We start from the raw sequence: 25,507 nt of genomic DNA, 5'->3' as shown, positions 1-25,507 counted from the left end.
TGTGAGAGCGACGCTTCGTCGCGCTCGAAACTCTCCGGTCGCGACAAAGTGTCGCTCCCACACAGGACATCTTTCATGTCCTTATGGAGATGCCGGCAGTTTCATGACCGTCGGCTGCTAAGTCGAGTAGCCGAGTCGTTTCGTAACACGAGATCATTATTCTATGGTTTCGGTCCAATGGCAGCGCTGTTTGACGATATCGGCTGTCTTGTCGTTGGCGATGCCTTTGGCGATCAAAGCGATCACGCGGTCATCGGTATCGTAGCCGATATGGGCGTCCAGCGGATTGGCCAGTTTGCCTAGCCCGAACGCATCATAAACCTTGGCGACATTGATGTTGATGTTGGTTACATTAATGCACAGACGGGAATCCAAATATTTGTCGACGAAATCGTAGGGCAAGGCGTAACTGAGCAAATCATTGGGGTCGCTGAAGGCGATGATGTTGGTATGGCGCAAGATGCGTTCCTGATATTTTTCCCCGGTCGGCTGACAATAGCTTGCTGCCTGTTTGGTGATTTCCGGTAACGACCGTCCCAATTGCAGCATGGGTAATTGATTCGACATCATGTAAATCGGCACATCTTTATTTTTCAAGACGTTGGCGACGTCCTCGTAATAGCCCTGATTTTTGCCTTCGGTGTAAAGCGAGGCGATGCGGTGTAAACCGTCTATCGTAATCCGGCTACCCAAACTATGGGAAACAAAGGCATAGCTGTCGTTATAGAACGGCGTGACATTCTTCGACGAGCAGGCTTGATGCACGTCGTTGGGCAACGTGTCCCAGTCGCCGCTGACCATCCAGCAAAACGATTGCAAGAATGCGGTGAGGATATCTGCGCGCTTTTCGCCAAGATAAATGATGGGATCGGGGCCGGTGTCGTTGGAGAATTTTTTCAACAAATCGTTGACTTCGGCGCGGCGAAAAGATTGTTCGCCGGAATTGTCGTAAGACAAAACCTCTTTGTCTTTCGCGGTGATTTCCGACCAAGTCAATTCGTAAAACAGCAATTCCTGGTTTCTTTCCTTGTTCAGGTAACGATGGATGCGCAGGTTCCCCAGGTTTGCGTTCGAGTCGTTGGGCGAGGCCAGCTTGATGTTTTTGTGCGCTTTCGTGGTAACCGTGAGATCGAGTTCCTTAGCCAGTTTTTCCAAAAATTCGGTGGAATAGCCGGGTAGGTGGTTGCCCACACCATGCACCATCAACACCTTCATTTTGCGCCCGGGTGTTTCCAATTGCGGTTTTAGTCCGGTGAATTTGTCGCCGGTGATTTCGCAAACCCGGGTATCCTCTTGTTCCTGTTTTTCCAGAAAGGCTTCGGCGATACCTTTGCCAAAGCTGGCGCAGCCGTTTAGAAGGCTAGCGGCGGATAAAATGAGTAACAAACGAATTACTGTGCTCATAAATACAATCGAGTAAAAAAGGTAACAAGCGAAATAGGTAATGTATGCCGGGGGTTTGCTTAACTCTCAGCGAGATTCGTAACGATTTTATTTGAAGCCGAATCCAAGCCCTTAGTTGTCTATTGTAAGGCCTCAATCTTACTCCACAAGGATTTATATTCGGTCGATTGCCAAATCGCATAGTTCAAATTTTTGAATAGACCGGTCAAACGCGTGTAATAATCTCGCACATGGTGTTGGTCGGAAAACTGGTGCTTGGCTCCGATCAGTTTAATGATCAACATGAATACCTCTTTTTGGCGTTCCAAAGACACCGATACGTCAACATTGTCGAACGCATCCTGCTGCAAATAGACCATATCTACGAAGGTCGCTTGTTGATAGATCACAAAGTCTTCCAAGGTCACGCCTTCCTCTCCGGCCACTTGTATCATTTCGTAGACATGATTGCCGTGCGCTAATAATTCGATCATTTGCTGTACATGCGCAGTCCATTCCGGCGCGAGGTGTTCGGAAAACCAAGGGCTTAGTTGTTCCAGGTAACGCGACCAAGACAGCAGTGGGTCGACCGCCGGATAAAAGCGTTTGTAGGCTCGATCAGCGCTCAAGCCAAGAAAGGTTTTTACCGTACTCAAGGTCGATTGCGTCACCGGTTCTTCGAAGTTGCCGCCGGCGGGCGATACCGTGCCTATCATTGTCAGACTGCCATCACTTTCCGCGTTCGAGATGACACCGGCTCGCTCATAAATGCCCTTAATCGACGAATCCAAATAAGCGGGGAACGCTTCTTCACCGGGAATTTCTTCCAAACGGCCCGAGGTTTCGCGCATGGCCTGCGCCCAACGCGAGGTTGAATCTGCCAACAGTAATACGTTCAAGCCCATTTGCCGATAATATTCGCCCAAGGTAATACCGGTATAAATCGACGCTTCGCGCGCGGCGACCGGCATAGAGGAGGTGTTGCAAATAATGATGGTCCTGTCCATCAACGATCCGCCGGTTCTAGGGTCGGTCATTTGCGGAAATTCGGTAATGGTTTCCACCACTTCGCCGGCCCGCTCGCCGCAGGCCACTACAACCACGACATCGACTTCGGAATTTCTCGCGATCAGGCTTTGCAGAACGGTTTTTCCTGCACCGAAAGGTCCGGGGATACAGCCGGTGCCGCCTTTCGCAATCGGGAAAAAAGTATCGACCAAACGCAAATGTGTAATCAGGGGTTCGCTAGGATATTGGCGTTGGCTGTAGTTGTTGCGCACTAAATCTTGTGTCAACGGCTTACGTACGGGCCAGCGTTGTTTTAAGGTTAAGATTTGCTCTTTACCATTACTCAAGCGAATTTTTGCCACGGGTTCGTCCACCGTGACATTGCCTTGTTGTATCCAAGTCACTTCGGCTTCGCCTTTGATATCGAACGGCACCATGATTTTATGTTTGAAGCGCCTCTCCTGCACGCTACCCAAACTTAGCCCGGCATGGACTTTTGCGCCTAATTGGACGCATGGGGTAAAAGCCCATTTGGCGTTACGATCAAGAGCCGGCATATCGACGCCGCGCGGCAGAAAATAACCGAATTCCGTACCGAGTAATTCGAGGGGATTTTGCAAACCGTCATAAACCTGCCCCAGTAAGCCGGGACCAAGCTCGACCGACAGTTGTTCGTTACTCTGCTCGACCGGATCGCCGACACCCACGCCCAAGGTGCTCTCATATACCTGAGCATCGGCTCGGTTGCCGTATATCCGCAAGATTTCCGCTTTTAGGCGCTCCTTATGTTTGACTTCGCTACGGCTGGGCAGCACATAAACCACTTCGTTTTTAGTGAGCGCATGATTTCCCAGAGATTCGATCGCGACAATATCATCCTGTACGGCGATGACGCGAGCCGAGGCGGTGGTTGGGTTTTGTTCGTTCATGAATTTCCTTCACATTCCAGCGATACGTCCGCCATGGCGGCGCAAACTAACTCGTTAAAGCGCAACAAGGCTCGGTCTGCGTCGTAACTGACCCAGCGATGAATCAAGTCCCAGCGCAATACGTAAAGCACAACCGCCGGAAAATCGAAACAATGGCCGCGGCTCAAGCGCGCGTAATATTGCCAATTCAAGCTCAGCATCAGTTTATCCAAGGCCAAGGTCTGATTTGTCGCCATCAGTTGCTGCGTTTGTTTCAACCAGGGTAGGGCTTGCCCTAGGCCGAAGTCGGGTTTTTGCCAGTTGCGTTTAATCAGATGCAAGCGGTTGCCGAAACCATGGAAGGGTTCGCCGGCCTGCAGCGTTTCGCCCGCGTGTTTGCGGCGCAAGGCAGTCAGGATGGTTCTGAGCTCTAAACGCCACAAGACGATTTCACGCAAAAACTGACTCCGGATTAGCCCTAACTCGGCCATGCCGGTTTCGACGATGTGCCGATCGTCCGCCACCTTCATTTTCGACCAATGCAACATACGCTCAATTCTGTCCAAATCGCCGGCATCCTGCGGGTCGAGCAGACTCAGACGCTTATCTAATTGGATGCGGGAAATCGGCAGAATCTTGGTCGAGAACAAATTAGCAGGCTGTACCGGCAGACTACTCATCAACAACGTATATTTAAAGTCGTCGTTGTTCACTTGACGATGCCCTGCAACAAAGCCCGAAACCGAGGCTGCAAATGTTGCAGCAACAAGCTCGATACGGCGTCGTCGGTAAAATCGATTTCCATCGCGTTCCCGTCCAACCGAATCAGAAGACCGGCTTTGATGTCATCGGAAACCTCGAAACGAACACCCTTTCGAAGCAAGTCGCCGGCGATCGCGGCGGTTAAATGCGATAAGGCGCCTTGTTGCAATTCTTCAGGTTTTTTGCGCAACTCTTCGACGCCGATGACGATTTCCGGCAGAATGACCGTCATCTCGTTATTATCATCCAAACCGGTTCGTTCACGTATTTGGCCGGCTAGCGCCAAAATCAATTGTTCGATAAAAGCCGGACTAGCCATTTGTTCGCCGACGACCCTTTGGACTTCTTGGCTGAAGCTGCCGAGCAGCGTATCCCTGAGTCTTAACAAGGTGTCTCTGGCGGCCAGGTTCAAGGCATCTATGCCGGCGTTGGTTAATGCATCGGCTTCGGTTTGCGCTTTTTTTACAATGTTTTTGGCTTCCTGTTCGGCTTCTCCGATCAACCAAGCTGCGCGCCTTTGAGCGTCGGCGACTATGTCCTCGGCTTTGGCCTGGCCGGCATTAACGGCCTGTTCACGCAATCGCTCGATCAGTTGTTCAACGCCGGAGGAAGCGAATTCGGCTTTTTCCTCTTTCATAACTTATGTCTCTTACGCTTGCGGAATGCCGCCGCTGATGACCAGCGCGAAAATGAATGCAAATACCGCGAAACCTTCGACGATGGCGGCCGGGACGATGGATAAACCAAAAATTTCGGGTTTGGCCTTTGCGGCGTGTATCGACGATGCACAGCATTGACCTTGGTAGATTGCACAGAACATCAAGGCGATGCCGGCTAATACCCCGACCGCGAATAGACCGCCGGCATTATCGACATTGACCGGGCGGTTCAATGTGAACATCACGACGATGCCGTAAATCACCTGAGATGAAGGCATCGCCGATAAACCGACATAGCGGCCATGACCGGTTTCGGTGTCCAACATGGCGCCTATAGCGGCTTGTCCGGCAATGGCGCAACCGATTACGCTGCCGACAGCACCCAGTGCCATAGGAGAATATATGCCTATCCACCCCAAAACGATCATTAAATCAGCCATTAACGGACTCCTTTTTTGGAAAATGCTTTAAACGAGTAACCTTCATCGGAGACGCTCCAATTATAAAATTCGATGAAATTCAGACGCAGACCGTGTACCAGGCCGCTCATTAGGCACAGCATTAAATTGAGCGTGTGGCCTAACAACAAAATCAAAATCCCAAGCAAAAGGCCTGGGCCCGGCATATTGTGTACCACTTGTGCTGCCAATTGATTGAAAGTCAATGCCAGCGACGCACTGGCCAAACCCAAAGCGAATAAACGCATATAGCTCAATACGTCGCCGAACAGCTGCGTGATGCCGATTAAGCTCTTAATGCCATCGGCCAAACGCCAAAATAAATCTTGGAATTGTCGAACGGGACGGGCGCTACTAAACAGCAGCAGCAATACTGCGCCGCAGACCATGAATGTTCGTCCGACCGAACCCAAAATTGCAACGGAACCACTTTGTTCAAGCCATACGCAAAAACCGCCTACAACCAGTCCGATCCAGCCGATTGGCGCCAATGCTTGGCTAGAGCGGCGTAATTGGTAAGCTTTGATTAGGTTAGCCAACGCGATATGCACCACGCCGATCGCAACTGTTAATCGTATCATGCCGTCGAAATCGTTTAGGTCGAATATTTTGATTCGGCTGAAAAAGCTATCCGGTTTAGGAGCGAATCCGAAATAGCTGCCGCATAGCATCCCCCAAATGATAGAGATTAATACCGTATTGATGGCCAACGTACGTAATCGGCGCCCTTTAATATTTGCGCCCAATTTACCCCATTTGAATGCCAATAAAATACCGAACACCAGCGCGTAACCCGCATCGGATAAAATGATTGCGAAAAACAAGGTAAACGAAAGAAACACCATGATGGAAGGGTCCCAGCCTTGATAACTCGGTGTTTGGTAGAAATTAACCAAATCTTCGCCTCCTGCAAATTGTGCAGGGTTTTCCAATAGGGTTGGCGGATTATCGTTAGGCTCCGGATCTTCGATTAATAATGCAAGATTTCGCTCATTTGTGAACTGCCGGTATCGCTCCAGCTCTTTTTCGGGCAACCAACCTTGTAACGCAAAAACGCCCATTTCGTCCCTGGTCAATGCTTGGGCTTGCTTTAAATCGTCCTGATTCAAGGTTTCGTTAAAATGCAGGGTCATTAATGTAATCCAGCGCGTGTAGGATTCGCGTTGCGCGTGCAGATCTTCCAACGTTAACTCAAGTTCGCCGGCTTGATCTTCCAATTCCGATAAAGGAATGGAACCGGTATGTGTTCGCGTCACCGGAAAGGCGTTTTCAACGGGCTCTGTTTCAGAAACGACGACTACATAGCAATACAAATTGTTTTGATAGACCGTTTGCCAGACGTATTCGCAGCCAAGTAATTTATGCATCAATCTTTTGGGAATGATGTAAAACCATAGCCGTTGAGATGCTAATAATCCCGATTTGGGAAATTGAAAATCGCCCCAGGGTTCCAGTTCTTTGATGCGTTTTTGGATTGCATCGTAACGGTCTCTTAATTCGCGCGTCTTGTTTTTCAGCTTCAATACTTCGTCGGTTATTCGACTAAGATTAAAGTTTTTATCCTTTCTAATTTGTTGACGCTTGTTTCGGCAACCGTTTAGATATTTCAATGCTTCAATCACCCGCTCGGCTTGATGAGGGTTTTCATCGGTATCGGACCTGATCATCGGAACCATCGGGATCAGATGCAATCCCCCCATAGTCTGCAGCTGTTCCAGTACGCGCGCTTTATCGCGGATCAAGCCGCAGAATGTCAATTTCTTCAATTTGACTATTGCCACCGTTACCTCACCGCGTTTGCTCTAAGTTGCTTGGTAATTTTGGAACGGACGACATCGGAGCGTTCGGTATCTGAAAGAAAGATACGGATTTTTCGGATGTTTTGTTGGGCTCGAGGAATCAGTACCTTATCGAATAGGTTTACTTTTTGCGTCACCTTTTTAACGGCGATGCTTAACAGCTCTAATCTTCGCTCCTCGACTCGATGCTGTAAGCGCAACTCGAGCATTAGGCGCAACTGCGCGACTAACGGATCAACCCAATGCGGCTTTAAGTACGGAGAATAGGGCAGGTCGATTAATTCAAAACTTTTTAGCGTTGGTAAATTGATACCCACGATATTTTCATTCCCTAACTCGACATCTTTGATGGTGACCAATTTATCTAAATCGATATCCCGGTTGGCGATCATCGGCAGAAAATCGGCAACGCCTTTGTTGCACTGTTCAATGCGGCTTTTTGTCTGCTCGAATTGCGACCAGCCTTTCGCGCGTTCCACCACCAACTTTTGTCGTTTTAGCTCCAACGAGGGTAGATATTGCTGATAGCGCTTCAGCGTTCGCGTTTCCTTATGCAAGGACGCTTTATTCAGCGATAGCTTAGCCATGCAGTGCCTTCGGGAAATATTTGTCGATCAAACCCTGTTTCATCAGCAATTCGCTTTCCGAAAAGCATTCGGCCAAGGTTTGCCAACTTAAATCTAAAGCTTGTTCCAGCGGGATCGATACGCCGATATCCATAAACCGCTTTCTGAATAATTTGCCGAATTTCAGCAACTTCCGGTCATAATCCGATAGATCGAAAGCCATGGCTTGTTTTTGTTCGGCGTCGTTGGCGGCTGCGTAAAACCGGATCATCGTATTCATGATCTGGGAATGGTCTTCTCGAGTCACTTTGCCTATCACGTGTTGTTTCAACCTGGACAACGATCCGAACGGATCCAGCATGCCGTCATGCAGATAAAACTGACCTTCGGTGATATAACCGGTATTGTCGGGTACCGGATGCGTCACGTCATTGCCCGGCATGGTAGTCACGCTCAATATGGTGACGGAACCGGCTCCTTTGTAATCGCAGGCTTTTTCGTAGCGCCGGGCCAATTGCGAGTATAGATCGCCCATATAGCCCCGATTGGACGGTACATGTTCCATCGAAATACCGACTTCCTTCATCGCATCGGCATAGGCGGTCATATCAGTCATCAACACCAGGACCCGTTTGCCTTCTTCGACCGCAAAACGTTCCGCTACCGCCAAGGCCATATCCGGCACCAGCAACCGTTCTACGATAGGGTCTGACGCCAGGTTGCAGAACATAATCGTCCTGGCAAATACGCCGGCCAATTCGAATTGGGATCTAAAATAATGGAAGTCGTCGAATATCAGCCCCAACCCGGCAAAGACCACGATATCGGCATCGGCTTGAATACCGACACGAGCCAAAAAGGCATTATAGGGTTCGCCGGCAATCGAAAAAATCGGGATCTTCTGGCTTTCCACCAGACAATTGAACAAATCGATCATCGGCACATTCGTGCGTATCATTTTAGACGCAAGAATTCGTTTCATGGGATTGACCGATGCGCCGGTGATGGTGACTTTCGGATCGGGTTGCAGATCGGAGCCGCCGTCCATAGGTTGGCCGATACCGTTAAAAATGCGCCCCAAAATATTGTTCGAATAAGTGACCTGTAACGCATGCCCCAAGAATCGCACCGATGCCGCGGTCGAAATTCCGCGGGTACCCGAAAATACTTGCAGCGAAACCTTGCTATCGTCGATTTTAATCACCTGCGCCAAAGACTCGCTGCCATTTGGATCCTCGACGCGGGCCAAGTCGCCGAAACGGGTAGTGATGTCCTGATGTGCCGAAGCGCTGCCGACATTGACCGTAATGATATTTCCAACGATAGACAAAATGTTGTAATGTCTAACCATGTGTTCGATCATGCAGTGCTCCGTTCACTTAAGGCTAATGATGAGAAAAGGTGCGGGCAACTGCGCAAACCGTGCGGTAAGAAATGCGAGATTTGCGATAACGGATTAGCCCGAAAGATGATACCGTCCCATTGCCTCTGACCTTGGTTTAATCATACAGCTGAACCCAGTGGTGACTCAAGTGCAGTAGTTCTTTCAGCGTTGAGCGTTTACAGAGAATTGTCAATTTTTTAACAGACAATCAGCGAAAAACACGAAACCGAAAGATTATGCTTCATGTTTTTCGCAACGTTTGAGTGGGGGCCGAAGACGCGCTATTTTGAAGTGATCGAGTTGGCGATCTTCTTCTTTAAATCGCTCAACTTTTGTTTGATTTTATCCCAAGCGGCCTTTGATCGTTCGGTATGCATCTCATTTTGCATGTCGTCGATTACCGTATACAGTAGGGAAAAGTCGTCTTTGCTGCCATAACCGAGTAGTTCGGCGATTTTAAGCTCATCCTTTGCCGCATTGGTGTATTTCAAAACCTCGGTCCGACTTTGTTCTTTAGTCATATCTTCCTTGTGTTCGACTTCTGACGCTCTGGTTAATAATGATTCCGCCCGCAAAACAGGCAGTGGAGTTATCTCGGTTTCTTCAACCAGGGTATTTAACACATCCCCTAATATTTGCTTAGCTTCATCAATTTTCTGCGCATCGATTTTCGCGATTGCCGTTTTAATAGCACTAGGGTAGGTGCCAAGAGGGATGCTAACCGTTGTCACTCTAAGTTCGCTCGCTAAACCGGAAAGTACACGACGCGCATCTTGTAACCGGCCTTTATCGAGCAAATCATCGGCCTGTTTGACTGTTTTTTCCAAACTCTTTGCATCACCTTCGTAATCAAAAACATCAACGCTCACGTCGGCCGGAACCAACATCATAGCCGGGTGCTCCATTAACAGTATGTCCAGTTTAGTCAACGCGTCTTCTAATAAGACTTTGGCGCCTTTCGCATCGTTGTTCTCCAAACTGACCAAGGCCTGCTGCGTGGCCGACAGCGCTCCTTTCGCTTCCCGGATTAGGTTCTGAATTTTCTCCGCCAATATTTTCTGTTTGTTTACATGATCGGTTTTTTCGTTGGTGACGGTAGTCGGTGAAGATTTTTTTTGCTCTGCGTCTGCCAATGCATCGAAGGATAGAGGCAAAGCGGAAACCAAAATAAATGCGGTATAACTTGCGAGCTTATGAATTGAATGCATGGTGTTCTCCTGTTAATAGACGAGAAACTAGTCCACAAAGCTAGCGCAGGGCGTGGGTTTGTGGGGTTTTGCATTTTCTATATAGCAGTTATTATGCCACTGATATTCTGTGCGATTTATATTTAAAATCAATTAGATAGATTTATTTAAAGCTGTATCGGAGAATTTGAAGCTAAAAGTTGGCGAAAACCACCAGGTTAGTGCTTATTTCAACCGGAATTAATCGACTGAATCGAATAGGGCCGCAAATTCGTGAATCAGAAACGAAAGCAAATTATGAAAAGAAAAAGGCGGGGAATAAACCGAATTCTGAGCAAATGGACTGCTTTTTCCACAGCACCGCCTATAATAATCGCACATGAAATTTCGATTTGGCGATAGCTAATGCCTCGGGTTGCGGTGGTTTAAGTCAAAGCAAAGATTGCTTAGAAGTCCAATTGGGTTTGTCTTATTCGGCTTTATTTTTCTGTTATTCTTTGAAGCATCATAATAATTTCAAATTATAGAGTTCACTCTTGTTGCCTAGCGATCGCTATCTGATTACCGAATGCCTGAGCGATGCCGGTTGGTATAAGGTTTATCGCGCAAAATGCTTGCAGCACGGCCAAGAGCTTGTGTTGAAATATTTGTGTGACAGTTATCCCAACACATCCATGTTGGCGTCATTCCGGTCCGAATATCAAATCTTGCAGCACTTGGATATTTCAACCGTCATTAATGTTTTGGCGTTAGAAGCGCATGGCAGGCAACTGGTTCTGGTACGCGAATTTTTTCCGGGCCTCAGCTTGAGCGAATATGTCGATCGCAGCCCCTTGCCGTTATCGGCAGTTTGCCAATGGATTTCGGCGCTCGCCGAAACCTTGCACGCCATCCATGACAGCGGGGTCGTACACGGTAATTTGAATCCGCAGAACGTCTTGATCGATGCGGAGCGGAAAGCGTTAAAATTAATAGGGTTCGGCCATGCCAAATTTAATTTCGAAACCGACACGCGGACGCCATCGCTGGAGGGGAATATCGATTATTTGGCACCGGAACAAAGCGGGCGTATCGATAGATCGGTCGACGGCCGAACGGATATTTATGCACTGGGGCTGGTTTTCTTTGAATTGTTGACCGGTCGCAGGCCGTTTGTGTCCGATGACACGATCGGCCTGTTGCATAAGCACATCGCGCAACCGGCTCCGGATCCGCGCGAATTCAATCCGGAATTACCCGAATCCGTAGCAAATGTGACTAACAGGATGTTAGCCAAGGATCCCGATCAGCGCTATCCGACGGCATTGGCATTGCTATCGGATATAAAACTCTGTCACAACTCCTTAGCCACGGGCATGTCCGTCAATCTCACTTCGCTAAGGCCGGCATTGAATCTGCCGGACTGCTTATACGGACGTGAATTGGAACTCGATCGATTGAAAACCGCCTATCGCCGTTCGCGGCATGATCGGTCGGTGTTATGTCTGATCGGCGGCGGTTCGGGCGTAGGCAAGTCGCGACTGATCGATATCTTTAAACGCGACGCCTTGCCGGACGAAGCCCGCTTTGTTTCCGCCAAATGCGATCAATATCAAAACAACCCGCCGGCGCAAATTTTTCAAGACGTTTTTAAAGACTTGCTGCAGCAGTTGTTGGGCGAGGAGCAAGAGACGCTGACTACCCGGCGGGATCGGCTGCAAATTCAATTGGGCGGCGAGGGACAAGCTATCATGGACATGCTGCCGGAATTGGAATTGGTGCTGGAAGCCCAAGCCCCTTTACCGGAACTGCCGGCTGCGGAGGCCAAGGTGCGTTTGTTACGAGTATGCACCGCTTTCCTATCGGCTTTTTGCGAGCCCGAAAGACCGTTATGCGTGTTTCTGGACGATATACACTGGGCTGATCCGGCACTGTTCCCTTGGCTGGAGTTCTTTCTGTTCGACCTGAAGCATTTGTTTTTAATAGCCGCCTTCCGCGACAACGAAATCGAGGAGGACAGCGCTTTGTTTCGCATGACGGAAAAGTTGCGTAGCGAAGGTATTCCGGTTGAAAGTTTGAATCTGGCGGCTTTGCCGGTAAACGCCTTGACGGAAATGGTGAAAGACACCTTAAACCTGGGGGAACACAACGCCTTCGAGCTCAGCAAGGCGCTCCATGTCAAGACTCAAGGCAATCCATTATTTTTCGTTAATTACCTACGCCAATTACAATTGGAAGGCTGTCTGAAATACTGCGCATCGTCCGGGCGCTGGCATTACGACGCCGACATGGTACGCATACTAGGCATAAGCGAAAACGTTGCCGAACTCCTGCTGGCCCGGATCGCATCGCTCGACACGGAGGTACGCGACGCATTGAAACTGGCGGCCTGCATCGGAACGACTTTCGATGCCGAATTGCTAAGCGCCGTATCCGACGAAAGCGATGGAATCCCGAAGTACCTGGCTAAGGCCGAAGAGTGCGGTTTGCTGATCGTGAAGCACGACAAGAAAACCGAATTTAAGTTTTCTCACGACCGCGTACAACAGGCGGCTTATTCGCTGCTAACAGAACATCAATTACAAAGCAATCGCCTGAAAATCGGCCGATATTTACGCGATTGCGCACATAACCATCAGGACAAATCCCTATTGTTCCAAGCGGTCGATCATCTCAATGCCGTTCAAGCATTGATAGTCGATGCGGAAGAGCAGCGACTGTTGGGCGCGGACAATTTCCGGCTGGGCTTATGGGCCAAGCATCGTGGCGCCTTCGAACAAGCCTTGCCTTATTTCCGCCAGGCTTCGGATCTGTTGCTTCGCGAACTTCGCGTATTCGGAGGCTCGGCCACCGTGTTTTCTCATAGAGCCGAATGCGAGCATTTGTGCGGCAATCATGACCAAGCGAAAGCCCTGTTCGAGCAGGCGGTCAGTCTGGCCGATTCGGAATTGGAAAAAGCGCGCATATTTGAATTAATGATCCAGTTCTATGCGGACTTGTCCCGGTTCGAAGAGGCGTATCAAGTGAGCCGGCAGGCGGCCGCTCTTTTCGGTATCGATTTGCCGGCGGGATTCAATCCTTTAAAGTTCGGCATCGAATTTTCGGCTCTAAAATATCGCCTGCGCCGATTCGAGGTCGGCGACTTATTGACGTTGCCGACGGTGGCCGACAACCGGATGGATATCGCTATCCGTATCTTATCCGCCACATTGAAAGTGGCCTACCAAATCCGGCCCGAATTGTGTGCGGCTATCGCCGTCAAGCAGGTTGAACGTTGTTTACGCTATGGCAATAATGCCGAGGCCGTGATCGGATACATGGTCTTTGGCGTGATTTTCTTGGGCGGCGTATTGGGCGATCATCAAGCCGGCTACGAGTACGGGCGTTTGTCCCTGGGATTGCTGGATAAATACGCCAACCAACGGCAAAGGGCGGAAGTCCATTTCGTTTACGGCTATTTTGCCCATTCTTGGCGGTTCCCGGCGATGGATACGGAGACTTATTGGCAAACCGCGTTGACCAAGGGTTTGGAGCTCGGCGACTGGTTTCATAGCGGCTGTGCTTGCTGCGGTTTGGCTCAAAGCCGCTTGATGCGAGGCGTGGCTCTGGACCGGCTTTGGCAGGACATTACGGAAATGCTGCCGACGCTGATGCGTATCGACGTGCATGAACATTTGGGCGTCGTTCACGGCATACGCCAAGCGATTAAAAATTTGCGCGGCGATACCGCATCGCCGGATTCATTCGACTCGGACGATTTCGACGAAAAATCTTATGTTAGAAAGTTAAGCAGCTACGGTTCCAGACATTTCGCTCATTATTATTTTGTAAATAAGATGATGTGCTGTTATTTGCAAGGCGAATACGAAATCGCGCTGGAATACAGCAGGCTTTCCGAAAATTATCTAAAAGATTCGGCCGGGATGCTGCATGCGGTCGAGCACCATTTTTACAAGGCGCTGATTCTGGCGAAGCTTTATCCGAATTTGTCGAAATTGGACCGCTATCTGGCGCTAAAAACCATGGTTCGGACCGAAAAAAAACTGAGCCGTTGGGCCAAGGAAAGCCCGCTCAATTTCACCGGCCGAAAATATCTCATTAGGGGCGAAATCCAACGTCTACGCCGGCGCCCCGCCTTGGCCCTGGACGCTTATTTAAGCGCAAGCCGGGAGGCCGAATCTGCCGGGCATTTGCATCTGGAAGCGCTGGCGAACGAAATGGCCGCCATGCAACATCAGGCATCGGGTCAGCTACGCCCGGCAAGATTTCACTTCGAAGAGGCGGCCTACTGTTACCGGCGTTGGGGCGCTGTAAGCTGTTTGCGGCGGTTTGAATCCGGAGTAATGCAAAGCGGGGAATTATCGCGGCGGCGCCCGGCCGCTTCCACGGCACTCGATAGCGTCACGCTGGTCAAGGCGGCCGAAGCCATTGCCTCGGAACGTAAATTGCCTGAGCTGCTGCAAACATTGATGCATATCGTGATCGAAAATGCCGGAGCCCAACGCGGAGCGTTGTTGCTGCGGGATAATGACGAACTCTTGATTCAGGCCGAGGCCGAGTTCGGCGGCGCTCCGGCCGCCGTGATGCGGAGTGTACCGTTGGCGTCAGCGAATGGAGTATCGAGGAACGTGATCAATTTCGTTTCCCGCACTCGGGAAATCGTCGTGTTGGAGAATGCTCAGGACAGTCCGATCTATGGCAAGGATCCTGAAATCGTTCGACGGCAGGTCCGGTCTTTGCTCTGCGCGCCATTGTTATTGCACGGGGAATTACAAGGCGTACTTTATTTGGAAAATAACTTGTCCGACGCGGTGTTCAACGCGGAACGCGTCTATTTGCTGAAACATTTGAGCGGCCAGATCGCCATTTCCATCGATAACGCGCTCGGTTACCGCTTATTGGAGGACAAGGTGGCGGAAAGGACGGCGCAGTTACAGACGCAAAAGCGTGCATTGGAACGGAAGAATATAGAGCTGCAAAGCTTCAACGATACGATACGCGCGTTAAACGAACGCTTGCGTAACGAAAACCGTGAACGGAGAGGTGCCGAGCTGGCTTTGCAAAAGGCGAACAGCGAGTTGGAAAGCCTGGTGATGTTGGACGGCTTGACCCAAATCGCTAATCGCCGCCGGTTCGACCAATGCCTGGAAATCGAATGCCAACGCGTATTGCGCAATAAGACGCCGTTGGCGCTTATTCTGTGCGATATCGATTATTTCAAAGCCTATAACGATTGTTACGGACACTTAGGCGGCGACGATTGTTTGAAAGCCGTGGCTCAAGCCATTGCGGGCGCGTTACGGCGAACGACCGACATTGCCGCCCGTTACGGCGGCGAGGAATTTGCGGTGATCATGCCGCATACCGACGAGGAAGGCGCCACTCAGGTGGCCGGCCGGGTCCGGCAGGCCGTAATGGATCTCAATATTCCGCATCAAGGCTCGCAAGTCGCTCAGATTGTGACCGTCAGCATAGGCGTTGCAACGGCGATACCTTTTCGCCGCTGTGCGCCGGCGTCGTTGATTAAGACGGCGGACGAAGCGCTCTATTTGGTTAAAGAGGGCGGGCGCAATGGCATACACAGAAAAATGGTTGCGTGAAATAGCGCTGTCAACCATTGCGGTTGACCGCCCCGAATATTTCCAGTTGTTGTTCGTTTTTATTTAGGAGGAAAAATGCCGTTAAAAAACCAGCTGTCGTCCGTCGCGACTGCCATTGCTTTTTCACTTTCGTTTTACTCCGGTAACGCGTCAGCCGTCGAAACCGGCGGCGTCGATCCCTATGCCGTCAATGACGGACACATCCCAAGCAAAGCCGAATACGACGGTCCGCTTTGGCGTTTTAATCACGATTATCCGAAATCGTTGCCGAAATCGGAAAAACCGTGGACTAAGGTGCTGAACGGCAAACCTTTGAGCAAAGAAAACGCTCATGCTTATATCGAAGCGTTGAAACAGGCCGTATCCCAAGATATGCGGGTCATGTTGACGCGCCCTAGAGAATGGAATGCCAAGCCGCATAATTGGTACAGCATGCTGTGGGCAGGCGATGCCGTGGAAAAAGCCGGCTGGGAAGGGCGGGAGGCCATATACGGCACCTATACCGGTCAGATTCAAGCCGCATCGGTTTATGCCGAATCCGGTTTGACCGTCGATATTCGCAATTATGCAACGATTTATTACAACGATGTCGCCGCCTATGCTTTGCATCGCGTTTGGCAAAAGTGCAGTAAAGAAACCCGGCAATGTCCGCCTACCCTGAGCGATAACGCGGCACAATTCGACGACGGTTCCTTGGTCGTTAAATCGGCCGGAGTGAACGCGTCGGGCGAACAATGGCCCGTCATGCAAGGTGCGGCCAAGTGGCAGATCTATCGCCCGCCTTTCGATTTGGAAGGCACCGTGCCGGGTAAACCGCCGGTAGTCAGCGATATCTATGTCGGCATTTTCGACATTATCGTCAAAGACAGCGTTGCGGCGCCGGAAACCGGCTGGGTGTTTACCACCCTGGTATACGACAAAGATGCGCCGGGTAAGGACGCTTGGGACCGAATGGTGCCGCTCGGCGCGATATGGGGCAACGACCCTAATGTCAATTCCGCCGAACATCCCGAGCAGTCCTTGTTGGAAACCTATGTCAACCCGGCCGCGCCGGCCTATGCCAAAGTGACATTGGGTTACGGCGGTCGTTTGTCGGGGCCTTTCGACATCGCGGTCAAGACCGATGTCGAAGTAGACGGCAAGATCGTCGAGAAATTGCCGAGTTCGTCATGTCTGAGTTGCCACGGCACCTCCAGTTTCCACCCCGGATCGTACCAAGCCTTGACGTTTTTTTATCCGGTGCAAATGCCTTTGACCAAGCCTTGGAAGATGTATACGCCGGGCTCCGACGAGTGGAACCAGTGGTTTCAAAACAGGCCCGGAACCGTTTCGCAAAGTAAGGAGGCGGGTGCGATTGCGCTGGATTACAGTACTTTTTTGGAAGCGGCCTTGATGAACTATGCCGCGGTCGAATCCGATAAAAAACCGCGTTTATTAAAAGCGGTCAAAGACGACCTTTGGGAAAACTGGCGTAATTGGCAAAAGGCCAGAAAACACTGAGGTGAATTTGGCTTCAGGTTTCGATATTAATCCATCCTGATGCATGCATCGCATCAGGATTTTCAACAGAATTTTCTGTGCTTCAATAGGCACCGCGGATAAATCGCTGATGCCGACGACAGGCATGTAATGGTATTCTGACCGCTGTTGTCAGATGACTGAGATTGAGCCTTTACCGATTTTTAATGATACAAGAAACGATCATAACCAGCGTTAACGGAGGCGATATGCCCCATATCGCACCGATGGGAGTGCATGTCGAGGGGGATAGATTCGTCATTTTGCCGTTCAAGCCCGCCCTTACTTTGGACAATATCGTGCAGACCGGCGCGGCCGTCATCAATTGTTCCGACGATGTGCGAGTGTTCGCCGGTTGCCTGACCGGGCGGCGCGACTGGCCGTTGAAGCCTGCCGAAAAGATTAAGGGATACTATCTCGCGGACACGCTGGCTCATACCGAATTGGAATTGGAAAAAATCGAAGACGACGCGATTAGGCCAAGGCTAATCTGTAAGCCGGTACACGAAGTCAATCACAAGCCGTTTCGCGGCTTCAATCGCGCTCAGTTTGCAGTGTTGGAAGCTGCAATTTTGATCAGCCGTTTGAATAGATTGCCTTGGGATAAAATTCAGGCCGAGTTGGACTATCTACGCATCGGCTTCGACAAATGCGCCGGCGATAGAGAACAACAAGCATGGGCTTGGTTAATGGATGCGATTGAACAATATAAACGAGGCGTGATGTCATGACCGGGATGTTAGCCAGTGTCAATAGTTTGGAAGAAGCTTTGCTACTCGAACCGTTCAATGTCGATGTGATCGACTTGAAGCAACCCGCTAAGGGAGCGCTAGGCGCCTTGCCTGTTGGGGAGGTCGCGGAAATCGTATCCACGCTTAACCCAGAAACGGTTATCAGCGCAACGGTAGGCGATTTACCCATGCAGCCGGATCTAATCAGCGACGCCGTGCAAGCGATGGCGCAGACCGGGGTGGATTACATAAAGATCGGATTTTTTCCGGGCGGCGATTGGCCTGCTTGTATCGAGCGTCTGGCCGACGTTGCCGCGCGACGCCATGCGCTGATTGCGGTTTTGTTTGCCGATGTCCGGCCGGATATGCGTGTCATTCCCAGCTTGCAACGGGCGGGCTTTAAAGGCGTGATGTTAGATACGATGGACAAAAACCAAGCTTCTTTGACCGAAGCGATGAGCGCCGCTCAATTAAAGCGTTTTGTCGAAACGGCTAAAAGTCAAGGTTTGCTGACCGGTTTAGCGGGCTCCTTACGATTACAGGACATTGACGCTTTGCTGCCGCTGCAGGCCGATTATTTGGGTTTCCGTGGAGCACTGTGCCAACAACGGTGCCGGACCGCACAGTTGGACCCGGAACAAATTGCCGTGATTCGGCATCTGATCAATGGTCTGCAGAACCCCGCACTTAAATTGAACGTCATTAGCATTCAACAAGAGCGCTGTATATAGCTGTTCTTTGAAACATCATTGTATGGATGAGAGGAGAATTATGCTGATTTGCGCGGCAGATAAACATACCGGTTTGCGGCCGTTAATCATTTTGCCGGTCCTGTTGCTGTCAATACAAATAGCGAGTGTATTCCTTTTTCCGCACTACGCCTTAACCCTCGTTAACTACGTGCCGTTGCATACTGCAATGGAAATATTGGCCATTGTCGTGTCGTCGCTGGTGTTTGCCGCCGGATGGATTGTTTATCAAGAAGAAGGCTCCGCCAATTTAATGCTGTTGGCGTGCTGTTTTCTAGGCGTCGCGTTGTTGGATTTGATGCATACATTGTCCTTTCCGGGGACGTCGGACTGGTTGACGCCCAACGGTCCGGAAAAGGCGATCAATTTTTGGTTGGCGGCGCGTGCTTTTGCGGCAATGGCGTTGTTTTGCGTCGCTTTTTTGCCTGATTGGCCGCTCAAGAAAACGCAGAGCCGTTGGCTAATGCTGACGACTGTTTTAGCGCTGGTAGGCCTGATTGCCTGGCTGGTGTTATCGCATCAGTCATGGCTGCCGCGAACCTTTATAGCGGGAAGCGGGCTGACTTTGTTCAAGAAAAGCGCCGAATACTTATTGATCACGATTTACGCCGCGATGGCATTTCGTTTTTATCTGAAAACCCGCAACCCACATGTGCTGAATGTTGCCGGACTGTGTGCCGCCGCCACGGTTATGGCGATGAGCGAAGTGTTTTTTACCTTGTACGGCAATGTCTCAGATAATTTCAATTTCCTCGGCCATGTATACAAAGTGATCGCCAATGCGTTGATTTATTGCTCCGTGGTTACCAATAGCCTGATGCTGCCTTATCAACGCCTGTATCGGAGCAATCTTGCCTTGAAGGAGAGTGAGGCCAAGTTTCACGCGATTGTCGATGAATCTCCGATTGCCTATGTGCTGAATGACGAAAAGCAGCGTATTCGATATTTGAATCCGGCGTTTATCAATACCTTTGGTTACGGTCTAGACGATTTGTCGACCTGGCAGGATTGGTGGGTTAAGGCTTTTCCCGATTTTGAATATAGGCAGGCGTGCTACGAGAATTGGCAGCGGCATTTACAGTTCGCTCAGCAAAGCGGCCAAGCCTTTATGCCGATGGAAATGGATGTTTCAAACAAGCAAGGGAATAGGCGAACGGTGCAAGCCAATATCGCCTTTCTCGGCGATCGTCTTGCCGGACATCATGTCGTCATATTGCAGGATATCAGCGAGCGGGTTGAGGCCATGAATGTTATTTGGCGTCAGGCACACCTGGACCCTTTGACCGAGTTACCCAATCGCAGTCAATTCTTTGAAAAGTTGATGCAAGAAATGCTTACGGCGCGTAAAAACAGGCGGCGCATGGCTCTGTTGTTCATCGATTTGGATAGATTTAAAGACGTTAACGACACGCTCGGCCATTTTATGGGGGATATTTTGCTGCGTGAAGCCGGGCGGCGTTTACGTTTATCGGTCGGAGAGAATTTGACATTAGCCCGTTTGGGCGGCGATGAATTTACTGTGGTCGTCGGCAATTTAAATGCGCGTGAACAGGTCGAGCCAATCGCTCAAAACATTTTGCGCTGTTTGGCTAAGCCGTTTGATTTGGGGGACGAAACCGTATATATCTCGGCCAGTATCGGCATCGCCTTTTGTCCGGACGATTCCGACAAAAGCGAAGAATTATTGAAAAATGCCGATCAAGCCATGTACGAAGCCAAAAAACAGGGTAGAGACCGGTATAGTTTTTATACGAAGAAAATGCAGCAGCACGCTCAAAGCCGTATGCGTTTACTGGGGGAACTGCACAGCGCTCTTAGTAAACAGCAACTCATGGTCCATTATCAGCCCATCGTTGAATTAGCGACAGGAGAAATCTGTAAAGCCGAAGCGTTATTGCGCTGGCATCATCCTACCTTAGGGATGGTCAGTCCCATCGATTTTATTCCGTTGGCCGAGGAAACCGGCATAATTGTCGAAGTCGGAGAATGGGTGTTTCGAACGGCCGCCCGGCAGGTGAAAGCGTGGCGCGAACGTTATTGTTCCGAGTTTCAAATCAGCGTAAACAAGTCGCCGGTACAATTTAGTAATGACCGTTACGACCAGAGTCATTGGCCGCAAGAATTGGCACAGCTCGGTTTACCCGGCCACTGTATCGTGGCGGAAATTACGGAAGGCCTGTTACTCGACGCGAGCCGTCCTGTAGCGCAACAATTATTGCTATTTCGCGATGCGGGTATCCAAGTCGCGTTGGATGACTTTGGAACCGGCTATTCTTCATTAGCTTATTTAAAAAAGTTCGACATTGATTATCTAAAGATCGATCGTTCATTTGTTAATCAACTAACAGCCGAATCCAATGATAAGGTTTTGTGCGAGGCCATCATTGTCATGGCCCACAAGCTCGGGATCAAGGTCATCGCGGAAGGGATAGAAACCACCGAGCAATATCATTTACTGGTTGATGCAGGTTGCGATTACGGTCAAGGTTATCTATTTTCTAAGCCTGTTCCGGCCGAAGCATTCGAAGAGTTGCTTAAATCGGACGTTTCGTAGCTCGGCTGGCCGGCGGTCGGCCCGGTCCGACCGAGTTTGTTAGTCATCATTTTGTAAGGAAAATGGCTATGACGATCTTGAAACAGACAACTTTATACGGCCTACATATCGAACGGGGCGCCAAAATGACCGCGTTTGCCGGATATGTCATGCCGGTGCATTATCTAAAAGGCATCATACAAGAGCATTTGCATTGTCGCGCCGAGGTCGGGTTTTTCGATATTTCGCATATGGGCCAATGCCGGATTCTGGGCCGGAACGCCACGCTGGAATTAGAAAAATTGACGCCGGGCGGCATCGTCGATTTAGCGGTCGGCCAGCAAAAATATACGGTGTTGACCAATTCGGATGGCGGCATCATCGATGACGTCATCGTGACTCGGATAGAGGATGGATTGAGTATGGTCGTCAATGCCGGCTGCAAGGAGAAGGACTTTGCCTACCTGCGTCAGCGGGTTTCCAAAGATTGTAGGTTTGAAGAGCTCGCCGACTTGGCTTTGCTGGCCTTGCAAGGGCCGCAGGCTGGGCCGATCATGCAAATATGGAGCGCGGAAGCCGCTGAATTAGCCTTCATGCAGGCTTGTTCCACCCAAATAGACGGCGTGGACTGCGTGGTCAGTCGCAGCGGTTACACCGGGGAAGACGGGTTTGAGATATCGCTGCGACAGTCCCAAGCCGAATATATCGCGCGTTTGCTGCTGGCCGAAGCGGGTGTCGAGCCGATAGGCCTGGGCGCGCGCGATACCTTACGTCTGGAAGCCGGACTTTGTTTGTATGGGCATGAGCTGAACGAAACCATCACCCCGGCGGAAGCGAAGCTGCAATGGATCTTCAAAAAAGGCCACGATGATTTTCCGGGGGCGGAGACGATACTGCGGCAATTAGCTCAGGGACCGCGGCGCGTTCGAGCTGGCTTGTCGGTGGATGGCAAGATTCCGGTTAGGGAAGGGGCAGCCGTTTTCGATGACAAGCATAATCAGGTGGGTTATGTCACCAGCGGCAGTTTTTCACCCAGTCTGGGCCGTCCCATAGCGATGGCGTTGATTCAGCCCCAATCCGCCAAAACCGGCACCCGTTTATTGGCTAGTGTGCGCGACAAACAGATCGCCGTCACTGTTTGCCGTTTACCCTTTGTTCCTCACCGTTACCACAGGTAGTCGCCATGACCACGAATCGCCCCCGCCTAGAACAATTGGAAATGCGCGGCAGCTTCATTCCGCGCCATATTGGACCGGATGCCCGACAAACCCGCGACATGCTTGCCGAGCTAGGACTGAACGAACTGGAGGAACTGGTCGAAAAGGTGATTCCCGGCAACATCCTAAATAGCGAACCTTTGAAGCTGACCGAGACCATCAGCGAGCGAGCGGTGATCAAATATCTGCGCAACATGCGCGAACGTAACAAGGTCTTGGTATCGATGATAGGCATGGGTTATTACGATACCGTGATGCCGTCGGTCATAAAACGCAATGTGTTGGAAAACCCGGGTTGGTACACCGCCTACACGCCTTATCAGGCGGAAGTCAGCCAGGGCCGGTTGGAAGCCTTATTGAATTTTCAACAAATGATCATCGATTTGACCGGCATGGAGCTGGCCAATGCCTCGTTATTGGACGAAGCCACTGCCGCCGCCGAGGCGATGACGATGTCGCGGCGTTTGGCGAAAAGCCCGGCGAATACCGTTTTGATCGATGGCGATTGCCACCCGCAAACGATCGCCGTGGTCAAAACCCGGGCGGCGTCGCTGGGTTATCAAGTGCGTGTGGCCGACCCGTATCGGGATTTAGAGCAACATGATTTTTTCGCATTGATTCTGCAATATCCCGGATCCAAGGGCGAGATTCATGATTTGAGCGCTTGCGTGAGCGTGGCCCACGCTAAACAGGCCTTGGTGACCGTCGCCGCCGATTTGTTGAGCTTGGTGCTGCTGAAGCCGCCGGCCGCTTTCGGCGCCGATATAGCCATCGGCAGCGCCCAGCGTTTCGGCGTGCCGATGGGCTACGGCGGGCCGCATGCGGCGTTTTTCGCCACCCGCGACGAGTTCAAGCGCTCGGTGCCGGGCCGCGTTATCGGCGTGTCCAAGGACAGTCACGGCCATGTCGCCTTGCGCATGGCTTTGCAAACCCGCGAGCAGCATATCCGCCGCGATAAGGCCACCAGCAATATCTGTACTTCGCAGGTATTGTTGGCGGTGATCGCGAGCTTTTACGCGATTTATCACGGCGCCGACGGTTTACGCCTGATCGCGGGAAGGGTGCATCGTTACGCGCGGATCTTGGCGGCGGGCATCGCCCAATATGGCCATGAAGTGCTTAGCCAATGTTATTTCGATACCCTCTTGGTCCGGATACCGAACAGAGCCAAGCGCATCGCCGCGCGGGCGGAGGAGTCAGGCATCAATTTCAGGATTATCGACGCCGATCATGTCGGCATCTCGCTGGATGAAACCACGACCCGTGAGCATATTCGCAGCGTATGGCAGGTGTTTTCAGCGCCTGGTTATGACATGCCGGACATTGGAACGCTGGATAAAACGATAGGCGACTGCCTGCCGGATGGTTTGTTGCGCAAGGATGCGATTCTGCAAAATCCGGTGTTCAGCCTATATCATTCCGAAACCGAGATGATGCGCTACATGCGGAAGTTGGCGCGGCGCGATATCGCGTTGGACAGGTCGATGATCCCGTTGGGTTCGTGCACGATGAAGCTGAATGCCGCCACCGAGATGCAGGCCATTTCGGTACACGAATTCAACGCGATGCATCCCTTCGTGCCCTTGCATCAGGCGCAGGGTTATCAGCAGTTATTTGCCGAATTGGAAGACATGCTGTGCGATTTGACCGGCTTCGATGCCTTTTCCCTACAACCGAACGCCGGCTCGCAAGGCGAATACACAGGTCTCCTGGTCATACGCAAATACCATGAGGTCAACGGCGATAGCCAACGGGATATTTGCTTGATTCCGGCGTCGGCGCACGGAACCAATCCCGCCAGTGCAGTATTGGCCGGCTTAAACGTCGTCGTCGTCGCCTGCGACGAGAACGGCAACGTCAGCGTCGACGATTTACAGGCCAAGGTCACCCAATATCGCGAAAGCTTGGCGGCGCTGATGATTACCTATCCGTCGACGCACGGGGTCTACGAGCAAGCCTTTAGGGATATCTGCGATATCGTGCATCAAGCCGGCGGTCAGGTGTATTTGGACGGCGCGAATTTCAATGCCTTGGTCGGCCTGAGCCGTCCGGGCCGTATCGGCGCCGACGTGGCGCACTTGAATTTGCACAAGACCTTTGCGATACCGCACGGCGGCGGTGGCCCCGGCGTCGGTCCGATCGGCGTGCGCTCGCATTTGGCGCCTTTCCTGCCCGAACATCCGGTTGTGGAAGGCGTGAATCCCGCCAAGGGCGGGCACGGTACGGTCGGTACCGTGTCGGCGGCGCCTTGGGGTTCGGCCAGTATTCTGACCATTTCCTGGGCTTATATTGCGATGATGGGGGCCGCCGGTCTCAAGCGGGCCACGCTGGTGGCGATCCTGAATGCCAATTACATCGCCCGCAAGCTGGCGCGGCATTACCCGATTCTTTATACCGATCAAAACGGCTGGATCGCCCATGAATGCATCATCGATTGCAGAGCATTCAGGAAAACCGCCCAGGTCACGGTCGAAGACATCGCCAAGCGTTTGATCGATTACGGTTTCCATGCGCCCACCGTGTCTTTTCCGGTGGCCGATACCTTGATGATAGAGCCGACCGAAAGCGAAAATAAAACCGAAATCGACCGCTTCTGCGATGCGATGATCTCCATCAGGCGGGAAATTCGCGAAATCGAGGATGGATCGGCAGACGAGAGCAACAACGTGCTGCGTCATGCACCGCATACGCACCGCTTATTGTTGGATGAGTGGACGCTGCCTTATTCCCGGCAAAAAGCCTTTTTCCCCGACAGTCACCAGCACGACGATAAATATTGGCCGCCCGTCGGCCGCATCGACAATGTTTACGGCGACAGGCATGTGATGTGCAGCTGCCCGCTGGATTGGGGCGAAACCTTGGAATGATGTTTCGCCGCCGATACGGTAAGCGGCTTACCAATCCTTTGGTTATGCAGAACCGTCCTAATAGTAAAAACGCGCCAGACGTCTAACCGCTTTTCGGCAATAGCTAAAGCTATTGCACTCCGGAATTTCAATTCGGGAGTCAAAAAGCTTTAGCTTTTTCCGATCAATCTGGAAAAATCAATTGATCCACGAAATACAC

16 protein-coding genes are annotated in these 25,507 nt (G+C 51.1%); 7 read left to right on the top strand and 9 right to left on the bottom strand.

What is annotated here, in order from left to right; translation table 11 throughout:
- Window positions 1-156: 156 nt before the first annotated feature.
- The 9 genes from ACW73I_RS05145 to ACW73I_RS05105 all read right to left on the bottom strand — a co-directional run bounded on the left by ACW73I_RS05145 (window position 157) and on the right by ACW73I_RS05105 (window position 10,135).
- Window positions 157-1,404 carry a hypothetical protein gene (locus ACW73I_RS05145; protein ID WP_458028167.1) on the bottom strand — a complete coding sequence of 416 codons (1,248 nt, stop codon included), beginning with the start codon at window positions 1,402-1,404 and terminating at the stop codon, window positions 157-159.
- A gap of 119 nt (window positions 1,405-1,523) precedes the next feature.
- Window positions 1,524-3,320, bottom strand: a complete 1,797-nt coding sequence (locus tag ACW73I_RS05140; RefSeq protein WP_458028166.1) for a V-type ATP synthase subunit A — start codon at window positions 3,318-3,320, stop codon at window positions 1,524-1,526.
- The gene (locus ACW73I_RS05135) at window positions 3,317-4,012 is read right to left on the bottom strand and encodes a DUF2764 family protein (RefSeq protein WP_458028165.1); all 696 of its coding nucleotides are present in this window, start codon (window positions 4,010-4,012) and stop codon (window positions 3,317-3,319) included. The genes ACW73I_RS05140 and ACW73I_RS05135 overlap by 4 nt, the downstream gene beginning before the upstream one ends.
- Window positions 4,009-4,698 carry a hypothetical protein gene (locus ACW73I_RS05130; RefSeq protein WP_458028164.1) on the bottom strand — a complete coding sequence of 230 codons (690 nt, stop codon included), beginning with the start codon at window positions 4,696-4,698 and terminating at the stop codon, window positions 4,009-4,011. Before ACW73I_RS05130 ends, ACW73I_RS05135 begins: the two co-directional genes overlap by 4 nt.
- 12 nt (window positions 4,699-4,710) lie before the next feature.
- Window positions 4,711-5,160: an ATP synthase subunit C gene (locus ACW73I_RS05125; RefSeq protein ID WP_458028163.1), complete on the bottom strand. Its 450-nt coding sequence runs from the start codon at window positions 5,158-5,160 to the stop codon at window positions 4,711-4,713.
- Window positions 5,160-6,959, bottom strand: coding sequence for a V-type ATP synthase subunit I (locus ACW73I_RS05120; RefSeq protein ID WP_458028162.1), 1,800 nt, complete (start codon window positions 6,957-6,959; stop codon window positions 5,160-5,162). Before ACW73I_RS05120 ends, ACW73I_RS05125 begins: the two co-directional genes overlap by 1 nt.
- A 2-nt stretch (window positions 6,960-6,961) precedes the next feature.
- Complete coding sequence (locus ACW73I_RS05115; protein WP_458028161.1) at window positions 6,962-7,564, bottom strand: V-type ATP synthase subunit D; 603 nt, start codon at window positions 7,562-7,564, stop codon at window positions 6,962-6,964.
- Entirely contained in the window at window positions 7,557-8,906 is a 1,350-nt protein-coding gene (locus ACW73I_RS05110; protein WP_458028160.1) for a V-type ATP synthase subunit B, read from the bottom strand. Before ACW73I_RS05110 ends, ACW73I_RS05115 begins: the two co-directional genes overlap by 8 nt.
- 302 nt (window positions 8,907-9,208) lie before the next feature.
- A complete protein-coding gene (locus ACW73I_RS05105) occupies window positions 9,209-10,135 on the bottom strand; it encodes a YfdX family protein (protein ID WP_458028159.1) in 927 nt (308 codons plus the stop codon).
- 515 nt (window positions 10,136-10,650) lie between these two features.
- Here ACW73I_RS05105 and ACW73I_RS05100 point away from each other — a divergent pair.
- The 7 genes from ACW73I_RS05100 (at window position 10,651) to gcvP (ending at window position 25,308) form a co-directional block, all read left to right on the top strand.
- The gene (locus tag ACW73I_RS05100) at window positions 10,651-15,693 is read left to right on the top strand and encodes a diguanylate cyclase domain-containing protein (protein ID WP_458028158.1); all 5,043 of its coding nucleotides are present in this window, start codon (window positions 10,651-10,653) and stop codon (window positions 15,691-15,693) included.
- A gap of 75 nt (window positions 15,694-15,768) precedes the next feature.
- Window positions 15,769-17,193 carry a hypothetical protein gene (locus ACW73I_RS05095; RefSeq protein ID WP_458028157.1) on the top strand — a complete coding sequence of 475 codons (1,425 nt, stop codon included), beginning with the start codon at window positions 15,769-15,771 and terminating at the stop codon, window positions 17,191-17,193.
- 185 nt (window positions 17,194-17,378) lie between these two features.
- Window positions 17,379-17,942 carry a DUF447 domain-containing protein gene (locus ACW73I_RS05090; RefSeq protein WP_458028156.1) on the top strand — a complete coding sequence of 188 codons (564 nt, stop codon included), beginning with the start codon at window positions 17,379-17,381 and terminating at the stop codon, window positions 17,940-17,942.
- Window positions 17,939-18,673: a (5-formylfuran-3-yl)methyl phosphate synthase gene (locus tag ACW73I_RS05085; protein WP_458028155.1), complete on the top strand. Its 735-nt coding sequence runs from the start codon at window positions 17,939-17,941 to the stop codon at window positions 18,671-18,673. The genes ACW73I_RS05090 and ACW73I_RS05085 overlap by 4 nt, the downstream gene beginning before the upstream one ends.
- Before the next feature lie 40 nt (window positions 18,674-18,713).
- Complete coding sequence (locus ACW73I_RS05080) at window positions 18,714-21,245, top strand: bifunctional diguanylate cyclase/phosphodiesterase (protein WP_458028154.1); 2,532 nt, start codon at window positions 18,714-18,716, stop codon at window positions 21,243-21,245.
- Between the two features lie 68 nt (window positions 21,246-21,313).
- A complete protein-coding gene (gene gcvT, locus ACW73I_RS05075; protein ID WP_458028153.1) occupies window positions 21,314-22,402 on the top strand; it encodes a glycine cleavage system aminomethyltransferase GcvT in 1,089 nt (362 codons plus the stop codon).
- Window positions 22,403-22,407: 5 nt separating this feature from the next.
- Window positions 22,408-25,308: an aminomethyl-transferring glycine dehydrogenase gene (gene gcvP, locus ACW73I_RS05070; RefSeq protein WP_458028152.1), complete on the top strand. Its 2,901-nt coding sequence runs from the start codon at window positions 22,408-22,410 to the stop codon at window positions 25,306-25,308.
- Window positions 25,309-25,507 lie beyond the last annotated feature (199 nt).

This window comes from Methylomonas sp. MgM2 (assembly GCF_054172045.1).
Note: the sequence above shows the minus strand (reverse complement) of the source record. Positions and strands in the feature narration are given on the sequence as shown.

Bases quoted from the DNA above. Each gene is read 5' to 3' on its own strand.
- ACW73I_RS05145 (WP_458028167.1), bottom strand. From the start codon at position 1,404: ATGAGCACAGTAATTCGTTTGTTACTCATTTTATCCGCCGCTAGCCTT.
- ACW73I_RS05140 (WP_458028166.1), bottom strand. From the start codon at position 3,320: ATGAACGAACAAAACCCAACCACCGCCTCGGCTCGCGTCATCGCCGTA.
- ACW73I_RS05130 (WP_458028164.1), bottom strand. From the start codon at position 4,698: ATGAAAGAGGAAAAAGCCGAATTCGCTTCCTCCGGCGTTGAACAACTG.
- ACW73I_RS05125 (WP_458028163.1), bottom strand. From the start codon at position 5,160: ATGGCTGATTTAATGATCGTTTTGGGGTGGATAGGCATATATTCTCCT.
- ACW73I_RS05115 (WP_458028161.1), bottom strand. From the start codon at position 7,564: ATGGCTAAGCTATCGCTGAATAAAGCGTCCTTGCATAAGGAAACGCGA.
- ACW73I_RS05110 (WP_458028160.1), bottom strand. From the start codon at position 8,906: ATGATCGAACACATGGTTAGACATTACAACATTTTGTCTATCGTTGGA.
- ACW73I_RS05105 (WP_458028159.1), bottom strand. From the start codon at position 10,135: ATGCATTCAATTCATAAGCTCGCAAGTTATACCGCATTTATTTTGGTT.
- ACW73I_RS05095 (WP_458028157.1), top strand. From the start codon at position 15,769: ATGCCGTTAAAAAACCAGCTGTCGTCCGTCGCGACTGCCATTGCTTTT.
- ACW73I_RS05090 (WP_458028156.1), top strand. From the start codon at position 17,379: ATGATACAAGAAACGATCATAACCAGCGTTAACGGAGGCGATATGCCC.
- ACW73I_RS05085 (WP_458028155.1), top strand. From the start codon at position 17,939: ATGACCGGGATGTTAGCCAGTGTCAATAGTTTGGAAGAAGCTTTGCTA.
- ACW73I_RS05080 (WP_458028154.1), top strand. From the start codon at position 18,714: ATGCTGATTTGCGCGGCAGATAAACATACCGGTTTGCGGCCGTTAATC.
- gcvT (WP_458028153.1), top strand. From the start codon at position 21,314: ATGACGATCTTGAAACAGACAACTTTATACGGCCTACATATCGAACGG.
- gcvP (WP_458028152.1), top strand. From the start codon at position 22,408: ATGACCACGAATCGCCCCCGCCTAGAACAATTGGAAATGCGCGGCAGC.